The organism is Brevundimonas bullata, from assembly GCF_014207965.1.
Taxonomy (GTDB): Bacteria; Pseudomonadota; Alphaproteobacteria; order Caulobacterales; family Caulobacteraceae; genus Brevundimonas; species Brevundimonas bullata_A.
This window is the reverse complement of the sequence record NZ_JACHLM010000005.1, coordinates 13,743-33,213: the sequence shown is the minus strand read 5'-3', so window position 1 is coordinate 33,213 and position 19,471 is coordinate 13,743. Positions and strand designations below refer to the sequence as shown.

12 protein-coding genes are annotated in these 19,471 nt (G+C 66.6%); 3 read left to right on the top strand and 9 right to left on the bottom strand.

Features of this window, described 5'->3' with window-relative positions:
• Nucleotide 1 precedes the first annotated feature (1 nt).
• From HNP51_RS13795 to HNP51_RS13765, 7 genes are all read right to left on the bottom strand, one after another.
• Nucleotides 2–1,468, bottom strand: coding sequence for an aldehyde dehydrogenase family protein (locus HNP51_RS13795; RefSeq protein ID WP_221415939.1), 1,467 nt, complete (start codon nucleotides 1,466–1,468; stop codon nucleotides 2–4).
• Nucleotides 1,465–3,093 carry a thiamine pyrophosphate-binding protein gene (locus HNP51_RS13790; RefSeq protein ID WP_184272268.1) on the bottom strand — a complete coding sequence of 543 codons (1,629 nt, stop codon included), beginning with the start codon at nucleotides 3,091–3,093 and terminating at the stop codon, nucleotides 1,465–1,467. Before HNP51_RS13790 ends, HNP51_RS13795 begins: the two co-directional genes overlap by 4 nt.
• A 107-nt stretch (nucleotides 3,094–3,200) precedes the next feature.
• Nucleotides 3,201–3,884 (bottom strand): fumarylacetoacetate hydrolase family protein, encoded by a 684-nt coding sequence (locus tag HNP51_RS13785; protein WP_184272272.1) that lies wholly within the window; start codon nucleotides 3,882–3,884, stop codon nucleotides 3,201–3,203.
• Nucleotides 3,885–3,897: 13 nt separating this feature from the next.
• Nucleotides 3,898–4,818 (bottom strand): hypothetical protein, encoded by a 921-nt coding sequence (locus HNP51_RS13780; protein WP_184272275.1) that lies wholly within the window; start codon nucleotides 4,816–4,818, stop codon nucleotides 3,898–3,900.
• Nucleotides 4,819–4,828: 10 nt separating this feature from the next.
• Nucleotides 4,829–6,592, bottom strand: coding sequence for a hypothetical protein (locus tag HNP51_RS13775; protein WP_184272278.1), 1,764 nt, complete (start codon nucleotides 6,590–6,592; stop codon nucleotides 4,829–4,831).
• Between the two features lie 47 nt (nucleotides 6,593–6,639).
• Entirely contained in the window at nucleotides 6,640–9,024 is a 2,385-nt protein-coding gene (locus HNP51_RS13770) for a TonB-dependent receptor (protein ID WP_184272281.1), read from the bottom strand.
• 432 nt (nucleotides 9,025–9,456) lie between these two features.
• The gene (locus HNP51_RS13765) at nucleotides 9,457–11,523 is read right to left on the bottom strand and encodes a phytase (RefSeq protein ID WP_184272284.1); all 2,067 of its coding nucleotides are present in this window, start codon (nucleotides 11,521–11,523) and stop codon (nucleotides 9,457–9,459) included.
• Nucleotides 11,524–11,722: 199 nt separating this feature from the next.
• Here HNP51_RS13765 and HNP51_RS13760 point away from each other — a divergent pair, with 199 nt between their 5' ends.
• Complete coding sequence (locus HNP51_RS13760) at nucleotides 11,723–14,260, top strand: TonB-dependent receptor (protein WP_184272287.1); 2,538 nt, start codon at nucleotides 11,723–11,725, stop codon at nucleotides 14,258–14,260.
• Nucleotides 14,261–14,391: 131 nt separating this feature from the next.
• Here HNP51_RS13760 and iolG (HNP51_RS13755) read toward each other — a convergent pair whose 3' ends face one another.
• Nucleotides 14,392–15,372: an inositol 2-dehydrogenase gene (gene iolG, locus HNP51_RS13755; RefSeq protein ID WP_184272290.1), complete on the bottom strand. Its 981-nt coding sequence runs from the start codon at nucleotides 15,370–15,372 to the stop codon at nucleotides 14,392–14,394.
• A gap of 13 nt (nucleotides 15,373–15,385) precedes the next feature.
• Nucleotides 15,386–16,387: an inositol 2-dehydrogenase gene (iolG, locus tag HNP51_RS13750; protein WP_221415940.1), complete on the bottom strand. Its 1,002-nt coding sequence runs from the start codon at nucleotides 16,385–16,387 to the stop codon at nucleotides 15,386–15,388.
• Nucleotides 16,388–16,538: 151 nt separating this feature from the next.
• On the opposite strand from iolG (HNP51_RS13750), the gene HNP51_RS13745 reads away from it, so the two are divergent.
• Together HNP51_RS13745 and iolC are read left to right on the top strand one after the other, a co-directional pair.
• The gene (locus HNP51_RS13745) at nucleotides 16,539–17,432 is read left to right on the top strand and encodes a MurR/RpiR family transcriptional regulator (RefSeq protein ID WP_184272293.1); all 894 of its coding nucleotides are present in this window, start codon (nucleotides 16,539–16,541) and stop codon (nucleotides 17,430–17,432) included.
• Between the two features lie 92 nt (nucleotides 17,433–17,524).
• Nucleotides 17,525–19,471 (top strand): bifunctional 5-dehydro-2-deoxygluconokinase/5-dehydro-2-deoxyphosphogluconate aldolase, encoded by a 1,947-nt coding sequence (iolC, locus tag HNP51_RS13740; RefSeq protein ID WP_184272296.1) that lies wholly within the window; start codon nucleotides 17,525–17,527, stop codon nucleotides 19,469–19,471.

Here is a 19,471-nt window from a genome sequence, read left to right as displayed (position 1 = left end):
ATCACGCGTCATGGAAACACACTACCTTGGTCTGGGACATCTCTCGCACCGCGAACCGCACGCCTTCTCGGCCCATATTGCCCCGCCCGGCGCCGCCGAACGGCATGGCGTCGAGGCGGTAATCGGTCGAATCATTGATCATCACACCGGCGACCCGCAGTCTGCGAGCGGCGTGACGCGCGTGGCGCAGGGATTCTGTGAATATCGCGGCGTGTATGGCGTAGTCGGCGCGATTGGCGGCGGCGATGGCGGCGTCCAGATCGCTGAAGCGGAACAGGCTGACCACCGGGCCGAAGGCTTCCTGGCAGGACACCCGCGCCTCCTCCGGCACGTCCGCCAGCAGGATCGGACGAACCAGGGCGCCGACGCGTTCGCCACCGGTCAGCAGGGCCGCGCCCTGAGCCACGGCCTCCTGCGTCCAGGTCAGAATGCGTTCCGCCTGCTCCAATGAGATCATCGGCCCGATCTCGGTGGCTGGGTCCATCGGGTCGCCGACGGTCAGGGCGTTCGTCGCCGCCACCATGGCGATGCTGAAGGCCTCATGGACGGCTGCATGGACATAGATGCGCTGGACCCCGATGCAGTTCTGGCCCGCCGCGCCAAAGGCGCCCGAGGCGCAAGCCTTCGCCGCCCGGTCGATATCGGCGTCGTCCATCACGATCACCGGGCCGTTGCCGCCCAGCTCCATCGCCAAGCGCTTCATGCCGGCCGACCGGCAGATGGCCCGGCCGACACCGGCCCCGCCGGTGAAACTGACCATGGCGACGTCGTCGTGACCGGTCAGGGCGTCGCCGAAATCACAGCCGCGTCCAGTCAGCAGGTTGAGCGCCCCGTCGGGCAGCCCCACCGCGACCAGCAGCCGGGCCAGCATGACGGCGACCAGGGGCGCCTGCTCCGCGGGCTTCAGCACCACGGCGTTGCCCGCCGCCAGAGCGGGGCCGACCTTGTGACAGATGAGGTTCAGCGGATCATTGAAAGGCGTGATGGCGACGATGACGCCCAGGGGTTCATGCACATAGTGGCCCGAGCGCGCCTCACCGCCCGGGAAGCTGTCAAAAGCGATGGTCTCGCCGGCCAGCCGCGTGGCTTCTTCCGCCGACAGCCGCAGGGTGTTGACCGCGCGGGCGACCTCGCGCGTCGCCGAACGCACCGGCTTGCCGGTTTCCGCCGTGATGGCGGCGGCGAAGCGGGCGGCGTCGGCCTCCAGCGCCGTCGCCGCGTCGTGCAGGATGCGGGCGCGGGCGCCGGTCGACAGGTCGCGCATGGCCTCCGCCCCGACCACCGCGCTCGCCACCGCCCGGTCGACGTGCTCGACAGTGGCGCAGGCGGCCTCGCCCAGCACGTCGCCGGTGAAGGGGTTGCGCACCGTCATGGTCTCGGAGGCCGTCTCCCAGCCGCCGCCGATCAACAGCGTCCGGCCCGCCTCGTCCACAACCGGATTCACGACCTGTCGCAAGGCCAGGCTCACGGCTTGTCCTTACGCAGGACCAGATTGTCATACTCGCGACTGTCCAGCAGGGCCTCGACGATCACCGGACCGTTGGCGGCGAAGCCCGCTTCCAGGGCGGCGCGGAACTCGGCCGGATCGCGGGCCACCGTCACCGGCACGCCGAACAGCGAGGGCCCGCCGATGGTCCCCTCAGCACGCACCGGCGTGCCATAGATGGGGTTCGACTTCTTCTCCTGCTTGATGCGGATCAGCGCCAGGTCGTTGTCGGTAAAGATGACGATGACCATCGCCAGCTTTTCGCGCACCGCCGTCGCCAGCTCGCCCGCCGTCATCAGGAAGCCGCCGTCGCCCAGAACACAGCAGACCGACGTGTCGGGACGGCACAGCTTGGCGGCGATGGCGGCGGGCAATCCGAAGCCCATGGCCGACCAGCCGTTGGTCATGATCTGCGTGCCTGGCGCGGGCGTGCGCCAGTGCTGACCGATCAGATGGGTATGGGCGCCGACGTCGCAGGTCATGATGCCGTCGGCGGGCAGGATGTCGCGCAGCACATCCAGCGCGGCGCGCGGCGCGAAGGCCCCTTCACGACCGGCCAGGCGGGCGAAGATCTCAGCCTTGCGCGCCGCCAGCGCGGCCAGATCCCAACCCTTCACGGTCGCCGGAAGCGCCAGCAGCACGTCGAGCACGGGCGCGATGGCGCCGACGACATCGGCGACGACCGGATGAACGTCACGGTCGATATCAGCCGGGGCCACGTCAAGGCTGGCCAGGGCCAGGCCGTCGCGCATCCAGCCTTCGTAGTTGAACTCGATGGGGTCATAGCCGACCGCCACCACCAGATCGGCCTCGGCGTGGGTCTGGCCGACCAGATCGGACAGGGCGTGGAACAGGACGCCGGCGTAGTTGGGGTGGGTTTCCGCCACCATGCCCTTGGCCATCGGCGTCAGCAGCACCGGCAGGCCGAAGCGCTCGGCCAGCGCCACGACGCGATCCTGAACCCCCGCATGGACAGCGCCGAGGCCGATGGCCAGCACCGGCTTTTCAGCGGCGACGAAGGCGGCGATCAGGGCCTCGACCGCCGCCGCATCGGGCGCGGGGGCCGGGTCAGCGGCGGGCGGCGCAATCCGCACCTCGTCGACCGCGACGGCGCTCATGCCCTGGGGCAGTCCGACATGGACCGCGCCGGGACGGCCCGACAGGGCGATCCGCGCGGCCTCGGCCAGGGTGTCGACGGCGCTTTCGGCCTCGATCCGCATGGTCGCTTTGGTCAGCGGCGCGAACAGGGCCTGGTGGTCGATGCCCATCTGAACCGTCCGACCGCGCAAGGCGGCGGGCATTTCATCGGTCAAGGCGATCATCGGCGAGCGATCCAGCGTCGCCCCGCCGACCCCCGTCGCCAGGTTGGTGGCGCCGGGCCCAAAGGTGCCGAAGCAGACGCCGGGAACCCCAGTCAGCCGCCCGCAGACATCGGCCATGAACCCCGCCCCGCCCTCATGGCTGGTCAGCACGAAATCGATGCCGTCGGTGGTTCGGATCGCCTCCATGTAGTCGACCCAGCCGCCGCTCGGCACGCCGAACACATGGCGCACCCCCATGTCGCGAAGGGCCGCAACCACGTTGCGGGCTACGTTGGTCGATTTCATGCGCGATCCTTGAACAAGAGCCATCAGCCCTATCCGGCCTAGGCCCGCACGCCATAAACAAATAATACCAAATGACGGACTTGATATGCCCGTAACGCTATAGATAATCAGGCGAGGCGGTTGGCGATCGCCCCGATGCCGTCGATACCGCCTTCGACGAGATCGCCGGGGCTGATGCGACCGACGCCCGCCGGGGTGCCGGTGTAGATCAAATCCCCGGGTTGCAGCTCCACATAGGTCGACAGCTCGGCGATGATGTCCGCGACCGGCCAGATCATGTCGGCGATGTCGCCGTCCTGCCGCATCGCCCCGTTCACCGACAGCCAGATGCGCGCCGCCGTGGGATGGCCGATCTCGGCGACGGGCCGGATCGGCGACAGCACCGCGCTGTGGTCAAAGCCCTTGGCCATGTCCCACGGCCGCGCGCCCGCCTTAGCGTCCGCCTGGAGATCGCGGCGGGTCAGGTCATTGCCCACGGCATAGCCGAACACCTTCGCCAGGGCGTCAACGGGCGCGATATCAGCCCCGCCCTGCCCCATGGCGATGACCAGCTCGATCTCGTGATGCAGGTCAGCGGTGCGCGATGGCATGGCGATGTCCGCCGTCCCGGCCACCGCCGCATCAGCGGGTTTGGAAAAGAAGAAGGGCGGCTCGCGCGTGGGATCGCCGCCCATTTCGCGGGCATGGTCGGCGTAGTTCTTGCCCACGCAGAAGATGCGACGGATCGGAAAACGCCGGGCGTCGCCGGCGATTTCGGCGCTCGGCTGCGCCACCGGGAAGATGAGGTGCATGTCAGGCGGCTCTTTAGGCGGGGGGATAGAGGGCGTCGCGACAGGCCCTCAGGTCGGCGCTATCCAGGCTCTGTTCTTTGACCGCGTTCCACGGGCTGCCCATCCTGTCTTCGGGACGATACCAGAAGCCGTAGAGCTTGCCGTTGGCTGCCACCAGGGTCGCCGAGCCGATGCTGCCTTCTTCCTTGGAGAACCAGGCCAGCCGCATGATGCGACCAAAGGCCGTGCCGCGCAGCGTGCCCAGGCCGTTGTTGTAGCAGCCCCGGATGTCCTGCCCCGACTGTCGCAGGGCGATCGGGCCATACTCGTGGGCATAGACGCCGCTGACGTCGGCCTCGCCCGCCGCGCCTCGATGATCCAGCTCGCCATAGACCGCCAGGTCGGACAGGCGGGTGGCGCCGCCGCCCTTCCAATTGCTGTCGATGCGCAGGCGCAGCCAGCGCGCGGCGCTTTCCTTGGGCAGAGTGATCAGGGTCTGGGCGTCGGCCTTTGCCTCGCCCGTGACCAGGGTTTCAAACGGTCCGTCCGGCCCGACGGTCGACCCCAGCAGGGCGAAGCGACGCACGGGCGAGCCTTCGGCCGTCTGGGACATCGACCCGTCTTCGCGCACCACCGGCTCGAACCGGTTGTCCAGCGCGACCGCGCGCACCTTGCCGGTCCCCGCCAGCTCGAACTTCAGAGTGTGCGGGAAGGCGGCGTCCGTCTCGGACAGCCAGCCATAGGCCGGACCGCCGTCGACCAGGTTGATCGCCCAGGTCGACCAGTGCCGCTTGGCCTCGCCCTCATCGGCCTCGGCGATCCCGCCCCAGGTGATGTGCAGGATGTTGTCGCCCGGAGCCTCGACCGACGCCGGTGCGGTCGGCTGATCTACAGACGCGTTCGAACATCCGGCGAGGAGCAAGGCTCCCGCCGCGGCGGCTTTCCAGTGGCGCATGGTTTGGTCCCTATTGGGCCTGGCGGCGTTCGGGCCAGGGCTTGTCCGGGGCGGTGAATTTCGGCTCGCCCAGCAGCGGCGATGACAGGGCGTAGACCCCGTTGACCGAGAAGGCCCAGATGATGTTGCGGTCATACTCGGTGAAGACCGCGAAGGTGGAGTTGCCGAAGGTGTATTCGGGCACTTCCGTCTCGTTGGCGAAGCGCGGCACGAAATAGCCCGCGATCGTCGGCTGCTCGGGATTGCTCACGTCGAACAACTGGATGCCGGCGTTGTAGAAGGCATAGGTGACGATGCCCTGACGCCCGTACTCGGGCTGCCCCAGACCGCCGGACCGCTTGGGCCCGAAACTGCCGCGCCTTTGGCAGAAGTCGGTGAACTCGGCGCCCGGCGGCGGCGTCGGGCGCGGGAACTTGGCGGCGACGCGCAGGTTCGCCGGATCGCGGGCGTCGATCGAGAAGATGTCCTTGTAGGGCTCGTAGCAGTTCTCGTTCATCGGATAGCCGTTCGAGAAGACGAAGCCGGTCCGGTCATACTGGCTGACATCGACATTATCGAACTCGGTCCCGGCATAGCTGGGCGGCACGCTGATATGGCCCAGGGTCTTGGGCTGCGCCGGATCGCTGAGATCGAAGCTGTAGAAGCCCAGTCCGCCCATGCCGCCGAAGCCGATCTTGCCGCCATCCTCGAGCGGCTGGGACAGGACGATGGGCGTGCGCGACCCCATCCAGCTGGTGCGGTTGCCGGCGCGCGGATTGGCCAGGTAGGCGGCCATGCTTTCCGGGTCGCCCAGCACCTGCCCCGGCACGGTGACCTGGGTGATGAACTTGGGATCGGCGGGATCCGCCATGTCCCAGACCTGATAGCCGGGCGAATAGAGGTAGTCGGGATACTCGGTCAGCCCATAGCTGTCGTCGGGCGCCGCCGAGAGCAGCATGTATTTGCCGCCCCACCAGGTGACGCCGTCCAGCGCGCCCGATCCCTGTTGTTCGCCGATCGGCGCGTCGGGATGCCGGTAGTCCGTCGTCCGCGTGGCGATCAGCTCCCACTGGTCGGGGGTCGGGCCGTTCATGGCGTAGACCTTGAAGCCCTTCAGCGAGTTGTAATGCCGCTGGGCCTCGACCTTGTCGGGCTGGCGCCGCTTGTCGTCCATCAGGCCGAAGCGGCCGATCTCGTAGGAGGCCACCAGAACATTACGCTGAAGCGACGGGCTCCAGGCGATGGTGACGCCGCCGAAGTAGTCGGTGACGGCCGAGGAATCGAAGTCCTCGCTAGAGCCTTCGGCGCTCCAGACGCCGCCCTGCGACCAGACGATCTTGGCCTGGCGCGGGTCGGTGACGTCCATGATCCGCAGATAGTCGCGGTCATGCGTGTAGAGGAAACGTTTGCCCTCGAAGTCGACGACGCTGGCCCAGGCGTGCCAGGGCGAGGTCACCGCCGGGTAGAAGCCGACGACATGGACGTTCTTGGCGTAGCTCTTCTGATCCCAGTGATCGAGCTGTCCGGGAAAGGACGGCGCGCTGGTGGTCAGAGGCGTGGCGACGGGGTGGCGGAAAGCCCCCGTCTCGGGATCCATCCCATAGTCCACGCCCGGAGTCGGCGGGGTCGGCGGATTTTCAGGGGTAGCGTCCTGCCAGGCTTTGAGCCAGGGATCGACGACGTTGATCGGCCCCAGGTCCTGCCCATGCTGGGCGTTGGCCGGTGTCAGCACCGTGGCGTTGAGCAGGGCCGCCATGGCGACGCCGACTGCCTTGATCCCGAAACTCCGCTTCATGGACGATCCCCTCATAATCAACTGTCCCGACCCCGGCCGCTCGGCTTTTAGAAGCTGAACCGGGCGGTCACGCCATAGGTGCGCGGCGGGATGTAGGTGCCGTAAATGGTGCCGAACAGATTGAGCTTGCTGGTGTAGTTGAGCTCATCGGTCAGGTTCTTCACCCAGGCCGTCACCTCCCACTTCCGGTCCGCATGGCGGATGCCGATCCGGGCGTTGGAAAGGGTCTCGGCGTCGATCTTCAGCAGTTCGGTGTTCGGATTGTCGAAGAAGGACTCGCCCGTGTACTGGAAGTCGCCGCCGGCGGTCAGGACCAGGTCATTGCCGATCGGTCGGTCATAGTTGGCCGAAATCCCGAAGGCGTGTTCCGGCGTCCGACGACAGGTATTGCCGTCAAGGTCGGTGCCGTCGTCGTCGATGATCAGCTCGCCGGTGAAGTTGCAGCGCGAATAGGCATAGTTGCCCGACACGGTCAGTTCATCGGTCAGACGCGCGTAGGCATCCAGCTCCAGACCATAGGCGCGGGTGCCATTGGCGGCGTTGAAGACGAAGTTGTCGGGCGGCATGCCCGGTCCCGGCGACACGAACTGATTGGTCTGAAGATTTTCGTACAGGGTGTAGTAGGCCGCCGCGTTGACGAAGATACGCCGCTCGGCGAAGGCCATCTTCGACCCCAGCTCGAAGCTGTCGGCGGTTTCAGGGTCGAACGACACCAGGGCTTCCGCCGGCGTATTGGCGTCTTCGCCGGTCCAGCCGCCCGGCTTGTAGCCTCTGGCGTAGCGGGCATAGAGCGAGACATCGTCGCTCGGCTCATACCGCAGCGTGGCGCTGGGCAGCCAGGCGTCCCAGGACCGCTTCTCACCAACGGTGAAGTTGACCGGCGCACCTTCGAACGACTCGCCCGAGCGGGTGTTCGTATAGTCCTTGCGGTCATAGGCGTAGCGCAGGCCCGCATCGAAGGTCAGTTGATCGGACAGGCTGTAGCTGAACTCGCCAAAGACGCCGATGTTGTCGTTCTTCGATGTCGTCACCGTATGGTTGGAGCCCGGGAAGAGCGAGGCGGGCGTGCCGCCATACGCCATCGCAAAGGCGAACTCGGTGATCGCCTGGAAATCGGCGAACAGGAAGTTCACGTCCTCGGCGCGCCGGATGTTCTCATGCAGATAATAGGCCCCGCCTTCCAGCCGCAGGGCGCCGCCCTTGTCCCAGCGCAGGCGTGCTTCCTGCGAGAACTGCTTCACGTCTTCCGCCTTGCCGCTGTCGAAATAGCTGTCGGGCACGGTCTTGAGATAGGTGTCCAGACCCGCCAGCATGGCCGAGGTCACGTCAGGGGCGTTGGTGGCCGGATCGATCGGGAAGTCGAAGTACATGCCCGACCCGTCCTCGCGGGCCGCCAGCTCGGAGTCGCGATAGGCGGTCTGCAGAGCGACGCTGAGGCTGTCGCTCGCCTCCCAGTCCACCGTGGCGCTGAGCCCGTACATGTCGGAGTTCTGATAGCCGGTGAAGTTGTGCGCGCCTTCACGGCGCTTGTCGCTGCGGAAGGGCGCATTGCGATCCGGCAGGACAAAGCCCGGCAGGCTGGCGATCGGCGGGGCGAAGAAGCTGTTGTAGGTGACCTCTTTGCTGTCGCCGGGGACGACGATGTCCACCCAGCGCGCGCCGTCGCGATGGCGCGTGTAATCCGCCGCCAGATTGATATCCAGCCGATCGTTGGGCCGCCAGCGGAGCTGGGCGCGGCCCGACTGCGCGTTCTGATCCTCTTCGTCGCCGCCGCGCGTATTGATCGCATAGCCGTCATGGGTGCGCGAGCTGACCGTCACGCCAAAGCCGACCGTATCCGACAAGGGACCGCTGACCGAAGTCGCCACATCGAACTTGGCATAGTTGCCGACGGTGACCTCGCCGCGCCCCTCGAACTCGTCGCCGGGCTTCTTGGTCACATAGTTGATCAGGCCGCCGACCACGCTCTTGCCGAACCGCAGCGACTGCGGCCCCTTGAGCACCTCGACCCGCTCCAGATCATAGAGGTCAAGCTGCGCGCCGGTGCCGCGCGACATGTAGACGCCGTCAAGGAAGAGGCCGACCGCGCCGTCGGCGCCGGCGCCCTGGATGTCCGACCCGATGCCGCGGATGAAGAGTTCCGTGTCCACCGCCCGCTCGGCGCTGAGCTTGAGCCCAGGAATGCGATAGGCGATTTCCGAAAAGTCCTTGATGCCCGCCTGCTCCAGCGCGGCGGCACCGAAGACCTGGACCGAGATCGGCACGTCCTGCAGACGCTCCTCGCGCTTGCGCGCCGTGACGACGATGTCGTCCACCGAGGTCGTGGATACGACGGAGCCGTCCTGCGCCGCCTGCGCCCACGCCGCGCCTGGCGCGGCACAGGCCGCCACGGTGGCCAGCAGCGCCCAGCGAAGATTCCTATTCGACTTCATTACCCATCCCCCCAGTGACCGGACGCGCCTTGATCCTTGTACGGAAGGGCCATGCCAGTCTGATTGAACTCCCAGACCGACGTTACCGAAATTCGTATATCGTTATAATATATTATGAACCACCAGATATAGTCATTTGGATATGTCTTTAGAGCTCTCGTCCTGGTGGGGCGCGACACCGACCGCGCCCGGCGCCGCCGGCCAGGGTCCGGGCGCATCGCGGATGCTGTGGCTGCGCTCGGCCAAGACAGAAAAAACCCCGCAGCCTGGAGCTGCGGGGTTTTCTTGAATGCTTGGGCGCGATCATCCAGGACCGTCCCGAAGTCGTCTGGCAAAGAGCGACCTGAGGGGCGATCAGTGCGTTCGGCAGTCGAAGGAAGGTTACAGGCTATTGTAGCGCCGCGATACGCTACTGGCTCGGCACACTATGCTCTAGCGAAGCACCTCCAGCCCCAGGGCGTCGGCGATCGACTTCCACGGCACGTATTTGAAGTTCTGGTTCTCGCCGGGCAAGACGTTGCGGCCGTCCTGGGCGATCATGGCGCCGTGCTCGAAGCCAGGGCCGAGATTGCGGCTGGTGACGTCCAGGCCGTCGGTCTCGGACACGCCGTCGATGCCGCGCTGACCGTCGGCGACGACGATGAAGGAGCCCAGATAGGCCTGATCGCCTTCGCGGCGGAACACGGCGTAGCTGTCATTGCCCTGGCTGGAAGCCACCAGATAGCCGCGCCCGTCGCCCAGATCATAGAGGCCGACGCCCTCCATATCGTCCTTCAGCGCCGGGTTCTCGGTGATGCGCGCCACCATGGTCATGGCCGAGCCGCCGTCCGGTTCGGCCGACAGACGCCACAGGCCGACGTCTTCCTCGGCCACGAACAACAGGCCGCTGGCGTCGTCGGCGACGCAGCCCTCGACCTGGCTGGCGAAGGCGAAGTCGCGCACGCGAACCGCGCGAACCTTGCCGTTTCCGGCGTCGACCAGTTCCCACTGCCGCTTCTCGCCGTTGGAGTCGTTGATGAAAACATAGGTCTTGCCGCTGCGGGCCGAGCGATACATGCACTGGCCGTAGGGATCGCCCTGCCCCGTCGGCTGAACGCCGTCGGCGATGTTGATCAGGCGCCGCGCCTCGGTGTCGAGGCGATAGATGGCGACCGCCTTGCTGGTCCGGTCGCTGGCCGTGACCAGCACGATGGGCTGACCGCCCAGCATGAAGCCCTCGCGCAAGTCGACGTTGTTCATCTTGCCGTCGGGCAGGTGCTGAATGACGCGGCCCTGCATGTCGTAGAGGTTCAGCCCGGCCTTCTTGTCCGTGCCGATGACCAGGCTGTTCGCCGGGTTCGCGGGATCGGCCCAGATAGCCGGGTCGTCCGCAGCATCGCCGGGGCTGCCGACCGGCGCAGTTTCCGCCAAGGCGACGACGGCAGGGAAGCGCGGCGCGGCGACCGCGCGCGGGTCCTGCGGCGCGCCAGCCGACAGGTTCAGCGCCCCGGTCACAGCGGCGATCGACACCAGCTTGTAGTTGGCCCCTTCGGCGGCGTCCTCGTCCGTCACCAGCAGCGCGCCCGCGGGCAGACCGGCCAGAGGCGTGCCGACGGCCTGAAGCGCCCCCGGCTCCTTGATCGCCGCGCCGCCGCGTCCCGTCAGGCTGGCGGCGCCCAGATAGGCATCGTCGGCGCTGTGGTCATAGACGAACAGCCGCCCGCTGGAGGCGTCGGTCGCGATCAGATAGCGCGCGCCCTGGCCGCCGTCATAAAGGGCCAGAGAGCCGCTTTCCTCGCTGATCCGACCCAGCCGCGCCGCGTCGACCAGGGCCGGAGCCGCGTCCGCTTCCGGGTCGCCGTTGAAGCGCCAGACGCCGACCGCCTGCTGCGAGGCGTAGAGCTGGCCCGTCGCATCGTCAGCGACGCAATACTTGATCTTGGACGGCAGGTTGATGCGACGCGTCGAGCGGGCGTCCACCTGGCCGGCAGCGTTGGCGTAGAGCAGCAGTTGTTCGATCTCACCGCCGTCGCCCACGGCCACGGCATAGAGACCGCCGTCGCTAGCGTTGCGCAACAGGCAGACATCCTCGACCGCGAACCCCAGAGGCACGGACCGCGCGCCCACCTCGACCGGCAGGCCGTTGCGCATGGCGAAGAAGCGAAGGGAGTTGTCGGTCTTGTCGGTGGAGACCAGCAGGGTCTCGGCCTGACCCTTGATCGGGAAGCCGTAGCGCACGTCCAGACCGCCGGCCTCACCCGCCGGAATCGCACCCACGCGCGCGCCCGTCAGATCAAAGACCTCCAGACCCCCCAGGCCCGCCGCCGAGACCAGACGATGGTGACGGGCGTCGGCGTCCAGAACGATCACGCCGCTGCTCGCCTCACCAGTCGAGGTCGTGTCAATCGCTGCGGTCACGACCGGAACGGCCGCGTCCTGAGCCATTGCAGTCCCGCCGATCGCCATCGCCAGCACCATGGCGCTGGCCCCAAAAAGTTTGCCCGTCAGCCTGTTGGTCATGGTCGCCTCCCACATTTCTCGCCGCGCGTACGCCAGGGGGCGCAGTAGTGGCGTTTTGCGAAAGATACGCGACGACGACCGCCTTGCAAGAGATTTTCCAATCGACTTGCAAGATGGAATGTTTGTTCGTAACCTCATTCTCATATGCCGCCCTGCATCCGTTGCTGGATGAAAATGGACGGCGCGGGGAGAGGGAAATATGCGCGCCTATCGTGGAACGGTCTTCAAAGCCGCCTTGCTTTCAACCTGTCTGCTGACGCCCGTCGCGGCGTGGGCGCAGAGCGCCGACCAGTCGGCCACCATCGTCGACGAGGTGGTCGTCACCGGCCGCCGCGCCGCCGACCGCGCCGCGCTTGAAAACAAGCGCCGCTCTGACAACCAGGTCGACGCCGTGCGGGCCGACGACGTGGGCCGCCTGCCCGATCAAAACGTCGCCGAGGCCCTGCGCCGCCTGCCCGGCCTTTCCACCTCGAACGACATGGGTGAAAGCCGCTATCTGACGGTTCGCGGCGTTTCGCCCGACCTGCTCAACGTCACCCTGAACGGCCAGACGGCCCCGGCCCCCGAGCCGGACGGTCGTCAGGTCAAGCTGGACGACATTCCCTCGGCCCTGATCGGCTCGGTCACCGTGGTCAAGACCCTTACCCCGGACCTGGACGCGAACGCCATCGCCGGTCAGGCCAACATCATCACCCTGACGGCGTTTGACCGGAACAAGACCTTCGGCACCCTCCGCGCGGCCTATGGGTACAACGAGCTGGCCGACGACAATCCCTATGAATTCGACGCCAGCTACGGCACGGTCTTCGGGCAGAACCGCCAATTCGGCATGGTGCTGGCCGCCAACTTCTCGGAGCGCTTCATCGCCGCCGAGAATCTGCAGGGCGGTGAAAAGCGCATCGAAGTCGACGGCAACGAAGTGCCGGAAGAGTTCACGATCCGGCCCTATACCACCAACCGCAAACGCACCGGCGCGGTGGCCAATTTCGACTGGCGGCCGAACGACGACGCCAAGATGTTCCTGCGCTTCCTCTATTCGAAATACGAGGACGCCGAGACCCGCGACAACTTCTCGGTCGAACTGAACGAAGACGACACCATCTTCTCCAACACCACCCCGACCAGCGGCGACTTCGCCGATGCTGACGCCAACCGCCGGGTTCGCACGCGCGCCGAAAACACCGACACCTTCACCTCGTCCATCGGCGGGGCCTGGACCTTTGGCGAGAGCGAACTGAACATCGAGGGCACCTATTCGCGCGCCAACAAGCGCGACCCGCGCCGCGACGAATGGGAGTTCAAGACGGGCGGCCTGTCAGGCTCCTACGACCTGAGCGAAGACCTCTATATCTTCCGTCCCGAAGCCGCCGCCTACGATGCCTCCAGCTATGAGGCCGACAGCGTCAGCTATGAAAGCCGCGAGGCGGTCGAGGACCTGTATCAGGCGCGGATCGACTATCGCATGCCGCTCAACTTCGGCGACGGCTCCTCGATCAAGGTCGGGGCCAAGTACATCAACCGCAAGAAGACCAACGACGCCAACGCCGTCACCTACGACTACGAGGGCGACAGCCTGACCCTGGATCAGGTCGCGGGACGCTCGATCGACAGCATCTACGACGGCCGCTACCCGTTCGGGCCAACCGTCAGTCAGGACCTGGCCGACGCCTACTTCGCCGCCAATCGCGCGGATTTCGAGATCGACGACGAGGCCACCATCGGCGACAGCCTGGCCGCCGACTACGACATCAGCGAAACCATCACCGCCGGCTACGCCATGGCGACGCTGAAGTTCGATCGCTGGACCTTCATCCCTGGCGTTCGCGTCGAGCACACCCAGGGCGAGTTCGCGGCCAAGAGCATCACCGACATCTCAACCTTGGACCAGGGCTTCGACGTCTTTGGCAAGCGCGAATACACCGACTGGTTCCCCGGCCTGAACGTGCGCTACGACGCCTCGGACAATCTGGTGCTGCGCGGCGCGATCACCACGGCCATCGGGCGTCCCAACTATGAGGACCTCGCCCCCTATGTGATCGTCAACACCGGCGATGAGGAAGTGGCGGTCGGCAACCCCGACTTGCAGGCGCTGGAATCGGTCAACTTCGACCTGGCGGCGGAATATTACCTAGGCCGCTCAGGCGTACTGTCCGTGTCGGTCTTCCGCAAGCAGATCGAGAACCCGATCTTCTTCTCGACTCAGGACCTGACAGACGTCACCTATGCCGGCATCTTCCTGCCGGACGCCGAGGTCACCACCCCTGTCAATGCCGACAAGGCCGAGGTCAACGGCATCGAGTTCAACGTCCAGTCGGAACTCGACTTCCTGCCCATCAAAGGCTTCAGCGGCGGCGTCAACCTGACCCTGGTGGACTCCAAGGCCAGCGGCGTGCCTGGCCGCGACGACGAGGTGCCCCTGCTGACCCAGTCGGACAAGGTGGCCTCGGCCCAGCTCAGCTATGAGCGCAGCGGCTTCTCGGGACGCGTGGCCTACACCTATCGGTCGGCCTACCTCGACACCGTCGGCAGCGAGGCGTCCGAAGACCTCTACGTCGACGACTTCAACCAGTGGGACGCGCGCGTAGCCTACAAGATCAACGACCGCGCCTCGATCTCGCTGGAAGCCTCCAACCTGAATGATGAACCGCAACGGTTCTTCGTCGGCAGCCGCAACCGCATCGCCGAAAATGAACGCTACGGCTACTCGCTGCGCGCCGGCGTTCAACTGACCTTCTAAGACCCGCTCTAGCATCTCCTGAGCGACAACTCGCGGCGGTCCCTTCTGGGACCGCCGCTTCTTTTTGACCATACGATGGCGTTTCGTTCAGAGGGACCGGCCGTCGGGCAGGACCTGAAGTCAGGCTGGCGTCACGCCAGCCTGACCACCTCGCCCGTCTGAACCGACCGTGCGGCCGCTTCGGCCAGGGCCAGGGCCGCGACGCCGTCGGCGTATCCGACCGAGGGCGTCGCCCCGTCCAGAATGTCGGCGAAATGCTCCATCTCGCGGCGATAGGCCTCAGCGTAGCGATCGAGGAAGAAGTTCTGGAACCGATCCGCTGAGGCGCCCGCCTCGTTCCAGACCTGGACCGTGGACTCCAGCACATTGTCAGCCCGCACCATGCCGCCCGAGGCGAAGGCCTCGATCCGCTGGTCGTAGCCGAAACCGGAACGACGGCTGTTGGAGATGACGCACAGCCGGCCCGACGCCGTCTTCAGCACCGTGCGCGCCGTGTCCACGTCGCCCAGCTTGCCGATCTCGGGGTCAACCAGACAACTGCCGAAGGCGAAGACTTCGACCACCTCCTCGCCCAGAATCCAGCGCGCCATGTCGAAGTCATGGATGGCCATGTCCTTGAACAGGCCGCCGGACACGGCGACGTAGGACGGCGGCGGCGGCGACGGGTCGTTGGAGGTGATCTGCAGGCTTTCCAGAACCCCGATGCCGCCGTCGTCCAGCCGCGCCTTCACCGCCTGGAAGTTCGGATCAAAACGTCGGTTGAAGGCCAGCAGCATCCGCGCATCCTTCAGGTCGGCGGCGGCGCCGCGCGCCCGCTCCAGATCCTGGTCGATCGGCTTCTCGCAGAAGATGGCCTTGCCCGCGCGGGTGGCTCGGACGCTGTAGTCCAGATGGGTGTCGGTCGAACTGGCGATGATGACCCCGGCGATGGAGGGATCATTCAGGGCCCCGTCCAGCGACAGGACCGGCACAGACCATTCTCCGGCCAGAGCCTCGGCGGCGACCGCGACGGGATCAACCACCCCGGCCAGGGTGATCCGGCCGTTCAGCGCGGCGTTGCGTCCGTGAATGCGGCCGATACGGCCGGCGCCGATCAGGGCGACCTTGTGCATGAAATCCACTCCCTCAAAATCTGACTGGACGCCCCGTCCGCACGGACAGGTCGCAAGCTTCGGCCAGAGCCAGGGCCTGCAGCCCTGCCTCATAGCCCACGGCCGGTTCGCATCGTCCGTGAACCACCTCGGCGAAATGATCCATCTCGGCGCGATAGGCGCCCGCGTAGCGTTGCAGGAACCCCGGCAGGATCGGCGTGCCGGTCAGCCCGGCTTCGGTCGCCACATGCACCGTGTCGCCGGCCAGATTGCCGGCGGCGACCATGCCGCCCGAGCCGAAGGCCTCGATCCGCTGATCATAGCCATAGCCGCTGCGGCGCGTGTTGGAGATGACGCACAGCCGTCCCGACGCCGTCTTCAACAGGGTGCGGGCCGTGTCCACATCGCCCTGACGCCCGATCTCGGGATCGACCAGACAGGACGCCGTGGCGAAAACCTCGACGATCGGCTCGTCCAGCAGCCAGCGCGCCAGATCGAGATCGTGAATGGTGAAGTCCTTGAACAGGCCGCCGCTGGTCGGGATGAAGCCCGGCGGCGGGGCGGCGGGATCGTGATTGGTCAGGTGCAGACTCTCCAGCCGCCCGACCGCGCCCGCGTCCACCCGCGCCTTCAGCGCTACGAAATGCGGATCAAAGCGCCGGTTGAAGGCCAGCATCAGCCGGGCGTCTCTCAACGCCGGTCCCGCCGCGCGAACCTTTTCCAAATCGAGATCCAGCGGCTTCTCGCAAAAGACCGCCTTGCCCGCTGCCACGGCGGCCAGGACATGATCCAGATGTTGATCGGTCGAACTGCAGACCAGGACCCCGCCAATCGACGGGTCGGCCAGCACCTGCTCCAAGGCGGCGACCTCGGCGTCGAAAGCGTCGGCCAGACGGCTTGCATTCTCGCCGTGACGGTCCACGACATATTTCAGCTTTAGCCCCGGATGGCGGGCGGCGTTCGGCCCATGGATCGAGCCCATGCGCCCGGCCCCGATCAGGGCCACGTCGATCACATTCTGGAATGTCTGTTCCATGTCGCCCTCCCGCCGTTCGAGCCTCGAAACACCATAGAACGTTCATTCTGTCTATCTATGAAATAGAATTTTCAAGGAGCGACACTTCATTCCATTGAGGGCGGTCGCGACGGGCGCTAGGTTGGCTCCGAACAACCTCGACGGGACTGCGATGACCGACACCCCTACGCCGCCCGCCACGGCCGAAGAACTGCGCGCCGCCATCCTTGAGCGTTACGAATCGCTGAGCAAGCGGTTGCAGCAGATCGCCCGTTATGTGCTGGACGAACCCAACGCCGTGGCGCTGGAGACATTGGCGGTGCTGGCCGACCGCAGCGGCGTCCAGCCCTCGGCCATCGTCCGCTTCGCCAAGACCTTCGGCTACGACGGGGCTACCCAGATGCAGCGGCTGTTCCGCGACGGCCTGCTGTCGGGCGCGGCCGCCCTGGGCTACAGCGAACGGGTCCGCCAGTTCTCGGAAACCGTGGACGGCAGCGCCGTCGGCGACCCGGCCCAGGTCCTGGCCGAGTTCATCGAGGGCAATACCCTGGCCCTTCAGAACCTGTCGGAAATCGTCTCGGCCAAGGATATGGCCGCCGCCGTGGCCATGATCGACAAGGCCGACACCGTCTATGTGGCGGGCTTCCGCCGCTCCTTCCCGGTCGCCGCCTACATCGCCTACTCCTTGCATCAGGTGGACAAGAAGACCCTGTTCGTCGACAGCGTCGGCGGAATGACCCGCCAGCAGGTCCACGCGATTTCCGACCGCGATCTGCTGATCGCCGTCAGCTACCACCCCTATGCCGAAGAGGCGGTGCAACTGATCGAGGACGCCGTGGATCGCGGCGCCGCCGTCCTGTCGATCAGCGACAGTCTGGTCAGCCCGGTGGCCAAGCCCGCCGACCTGGTGCTGCAGGTCCGCGAAGCCGAGATTCGCAAGTTCCGTTCGCTGTCGGCCTCCATGTGCCTGGCCCAGGCCCTGGTCATTTCCTACGCCTTCGCCGCCTCGCAGACCGAGAAACGCCCGTCCGCCCTGCGTCCGGCGCGAAACCGCGCGACAGAATGAAACATCTGTTGCGAACGTTCCATCGCTAGAATATACGTTACATATCGACCGCACGGGGCGGGCGAGTGTTGCATGGCGAAAGACGATCCCGAATGGCGGTTGCCTCTCCTCGGCTTGATCTGATCACAGTGGGCCGGTCCTGCGTGGACCTGTACGGCCAGCAGATCGGCGGGCGGCTGGAGGACATGACCTCCTTCGCCAAATACATCGGCGGCAGCCCCACCAACACGGCCGTCGGCGGATCGCGACTGGGCCTGAACACCGGCCTTCTGACCCGCGTCGGCGCCGATCATTTCGGTCGTTTCATCCGCGAACAACTGGCCCGCGAAGGCGTCGCCGTCGACGGCGTGATCGAGGACAAGACGCGGCTGACGGCCCTGGTCTTCCTCGGCATCCGCGATCCCGACACCTTCCCTCTGATCTTCTACCGCGAGAACTGCGCCGACATGGCGCTGGATGGCGACGACGTGGACGCGGCCTTCATCCAGTCGGCCGGCGCCGTGCTGATCAACGGCACCCACCTGTCGCAGCCGGCCGTATTCGATGCCTCGATCCGCGCCTGCGAACTGGTCAAGGCGGCGGGCGGCCGGGTGGTGTTCGATATCGACTACCGGCCTGTCCTGTGGGGCCTGACCGGCAAGGACATGGGCGAGAACCGCTTCGTCGCCGACGCCGCCGTCACCGCCCGCCTGCAACAGGTCCTGCCCCTGTGCGACCTGATCGTCGGCACGGAAGAAGAAATCCACATCCTCGGCGGTTCGACCGACACCCTGACCGCCCTACGCGCCATCCGCGAGCGCAGCCCGGCCCTGCTGGTGTGCAAGCGCGGCCCCGACGGTTGCTCGGCCTTCCCCGCCGCCATTCCCGCCAGCCTGGACGACGGCGTGGTCGGGCGCGGCTTCCGCGTCGAGGTCTATAATGTGCTGGGCGCCGGCGACGCCTTCATGGCCGGCTTCCTGCGCGGCTGGCTGCGCGACGCGCCGCTGGAGACCTGCTGCGAATACGGCAACGCCTGCGGCGCCATCGTCGTTTCGCGCCACGGCTGCGCCCCGGCCATGCCGACTTGGGAAGAGCTGCAACTGTTCCTCAACGGCGCGGACCGTCCGTTCCGCCTGCGCGAGGACGCCGAGCTGGAGCATATCCACTGGGTCACCACCCGCGCCGCTGTTCCCGACGAACTGACGGTCCTGGCCATGGACCACCGCAGCCAGTTCGAAGATCTGTGCCGCAAGGTCGGCGCCGATCCCGCCCGCATCCCGGCCTTCAAGGCCTTGGCGCTCAAGGCAGTCGATCGGCTGGCGCAGGGCGACCCGCGCTTCGGCGTCCTGCTGGACGGCCGCTTCGGGATACGAGGGCTAGAGGCGGCGGCGGACCATCCCTACTGGATCGGCCGCCCCATCGAACTGCCCGGCTCGCGTCCGCTGGAGTTTGAAAGTTCGGCCGACGTAGCCACGGAACTGGCGACCTGGCCGCACAACCATGTGGTCAAATGCCTGGCCTTCTATCACCCCGACGACACCGCCGAGATGCGCGAGCGGCAAGAGCGCCAGTTGCTGCGGCTGCAAGACGCCTGCCGCAAGACCGGCCACGAACTGCTGGTCGAGATCATCGCCTCGGGCATCGGGACGGTCGATTCCCACACCATCGCCCGCGCCATCCAGCGCCTCTACGACCTGGGCATGAAGCCCGACTGGTGGAAGCTGGAACCGACCGACGACCGCGCCGCCTGGGTCCATGTCGAGACCACCATCCGCGCCAATGATCCCCACTGCCGGGGCGTGCTGCTGCTGGGCCTGTCGGCGCCGCAGGACGCGCTGATCGCCTCGTTCGAGGCGGCGGCCGCCGCCCCGATCATCAAGGGCTTCGCCGTCGGCCGCACCATCTTCGCCGAGGCCGCCGAGCAATGGCTGACCGGCCGCATGGACGACGAGGCCGCCATCGCCGATCTGTCGGGCCGGTTTGCGGTTCTGGTCGACGCCTGGCGCGCGGCGCGTCAACGTCTCGTCCGCCCCGCCGCCGCCTTGCAGGAAGCCGTCTGA

Bases quoted from the DNA above. Each gene is read 5' to 3' on its own strand.
- HNP51_RS13790 (WP_184272268.1), bottom strand. From the start codon at position 3,093: ATGAAATCGACCAACGTAGCCCGCAACGTGGTTGCGGCCCTTCGCGAC.
- HNP51_RS13785 (WP_184272272.1), bottom strand. From the start codon at position 3,884: ATGCACCTCATCTTCCCGGTGGCGCAGCCGAGCGCCGAAATCGCCGGC.
- HNP51_RS13780 (WP_184272275.1), bottom strand. From the start codon at position 4,818: ATGCGCCACTGGAAAGCCGCCGCGGCGGGAGCCTTGCTCCTCGCCGGA.
- HNP51_RS13775 (WP_184272278.1), bottom strand. From the start codon at position 6,592: ATGAAGCGGAGTTTCGGGATCAAGGCAGTCGGCGTCGCCATGGCGGCC.
- HNP51_RS13770 (WP_184272281.1), bottom strand. From the start codon at position 9,024: ATGAAGTCGAATAGGAATCTTCGCTGGGCGCTGCTGGCCACCGTGGCG.
- HNP51_RS13765 (WP_184272284.1), bottom strand. From the start codon at position 11,523: ATGACCAACAGGCTGACGGGCAAACTTTTTGGGGCCAGCGCCATGGTG.
- HNP51_RS13760 (WP_184272287.1), top strand. From the start codon at position 11,723: ATGCGCGCCTATCGTGGAACGGTCTTCAAAGCCGCCTTGCTTTCAACC.
- iolG (WP_184272290.1), bottom strand. From the start codon at position 15,372: ATGCACAAGGTCGCCCTGATCGGCGCCGGCCGTATCGGCCGCATTCAC.
- iolG (WP_221415940.1), bottom strand. From the start codon at position 16,387: ATGGAACAGACATTCCAGAATGTGATCGACGTGGCCCTGATCGGGGCC.
- HNP51_RS13745 (WP_184272293.1), top strand. From the start codon at position 16,539: ATGACCGACACCCCTACGCCGCCCGCCACGGCCGAAGAACTGCGCGCC.
- iolC (WP_184272296.1), top strand. From the start codon at position 17,525: ATGGCGGTTGCCTCTCCTCGGCTTGATCTGATCACAGTGGGCCGGTCC.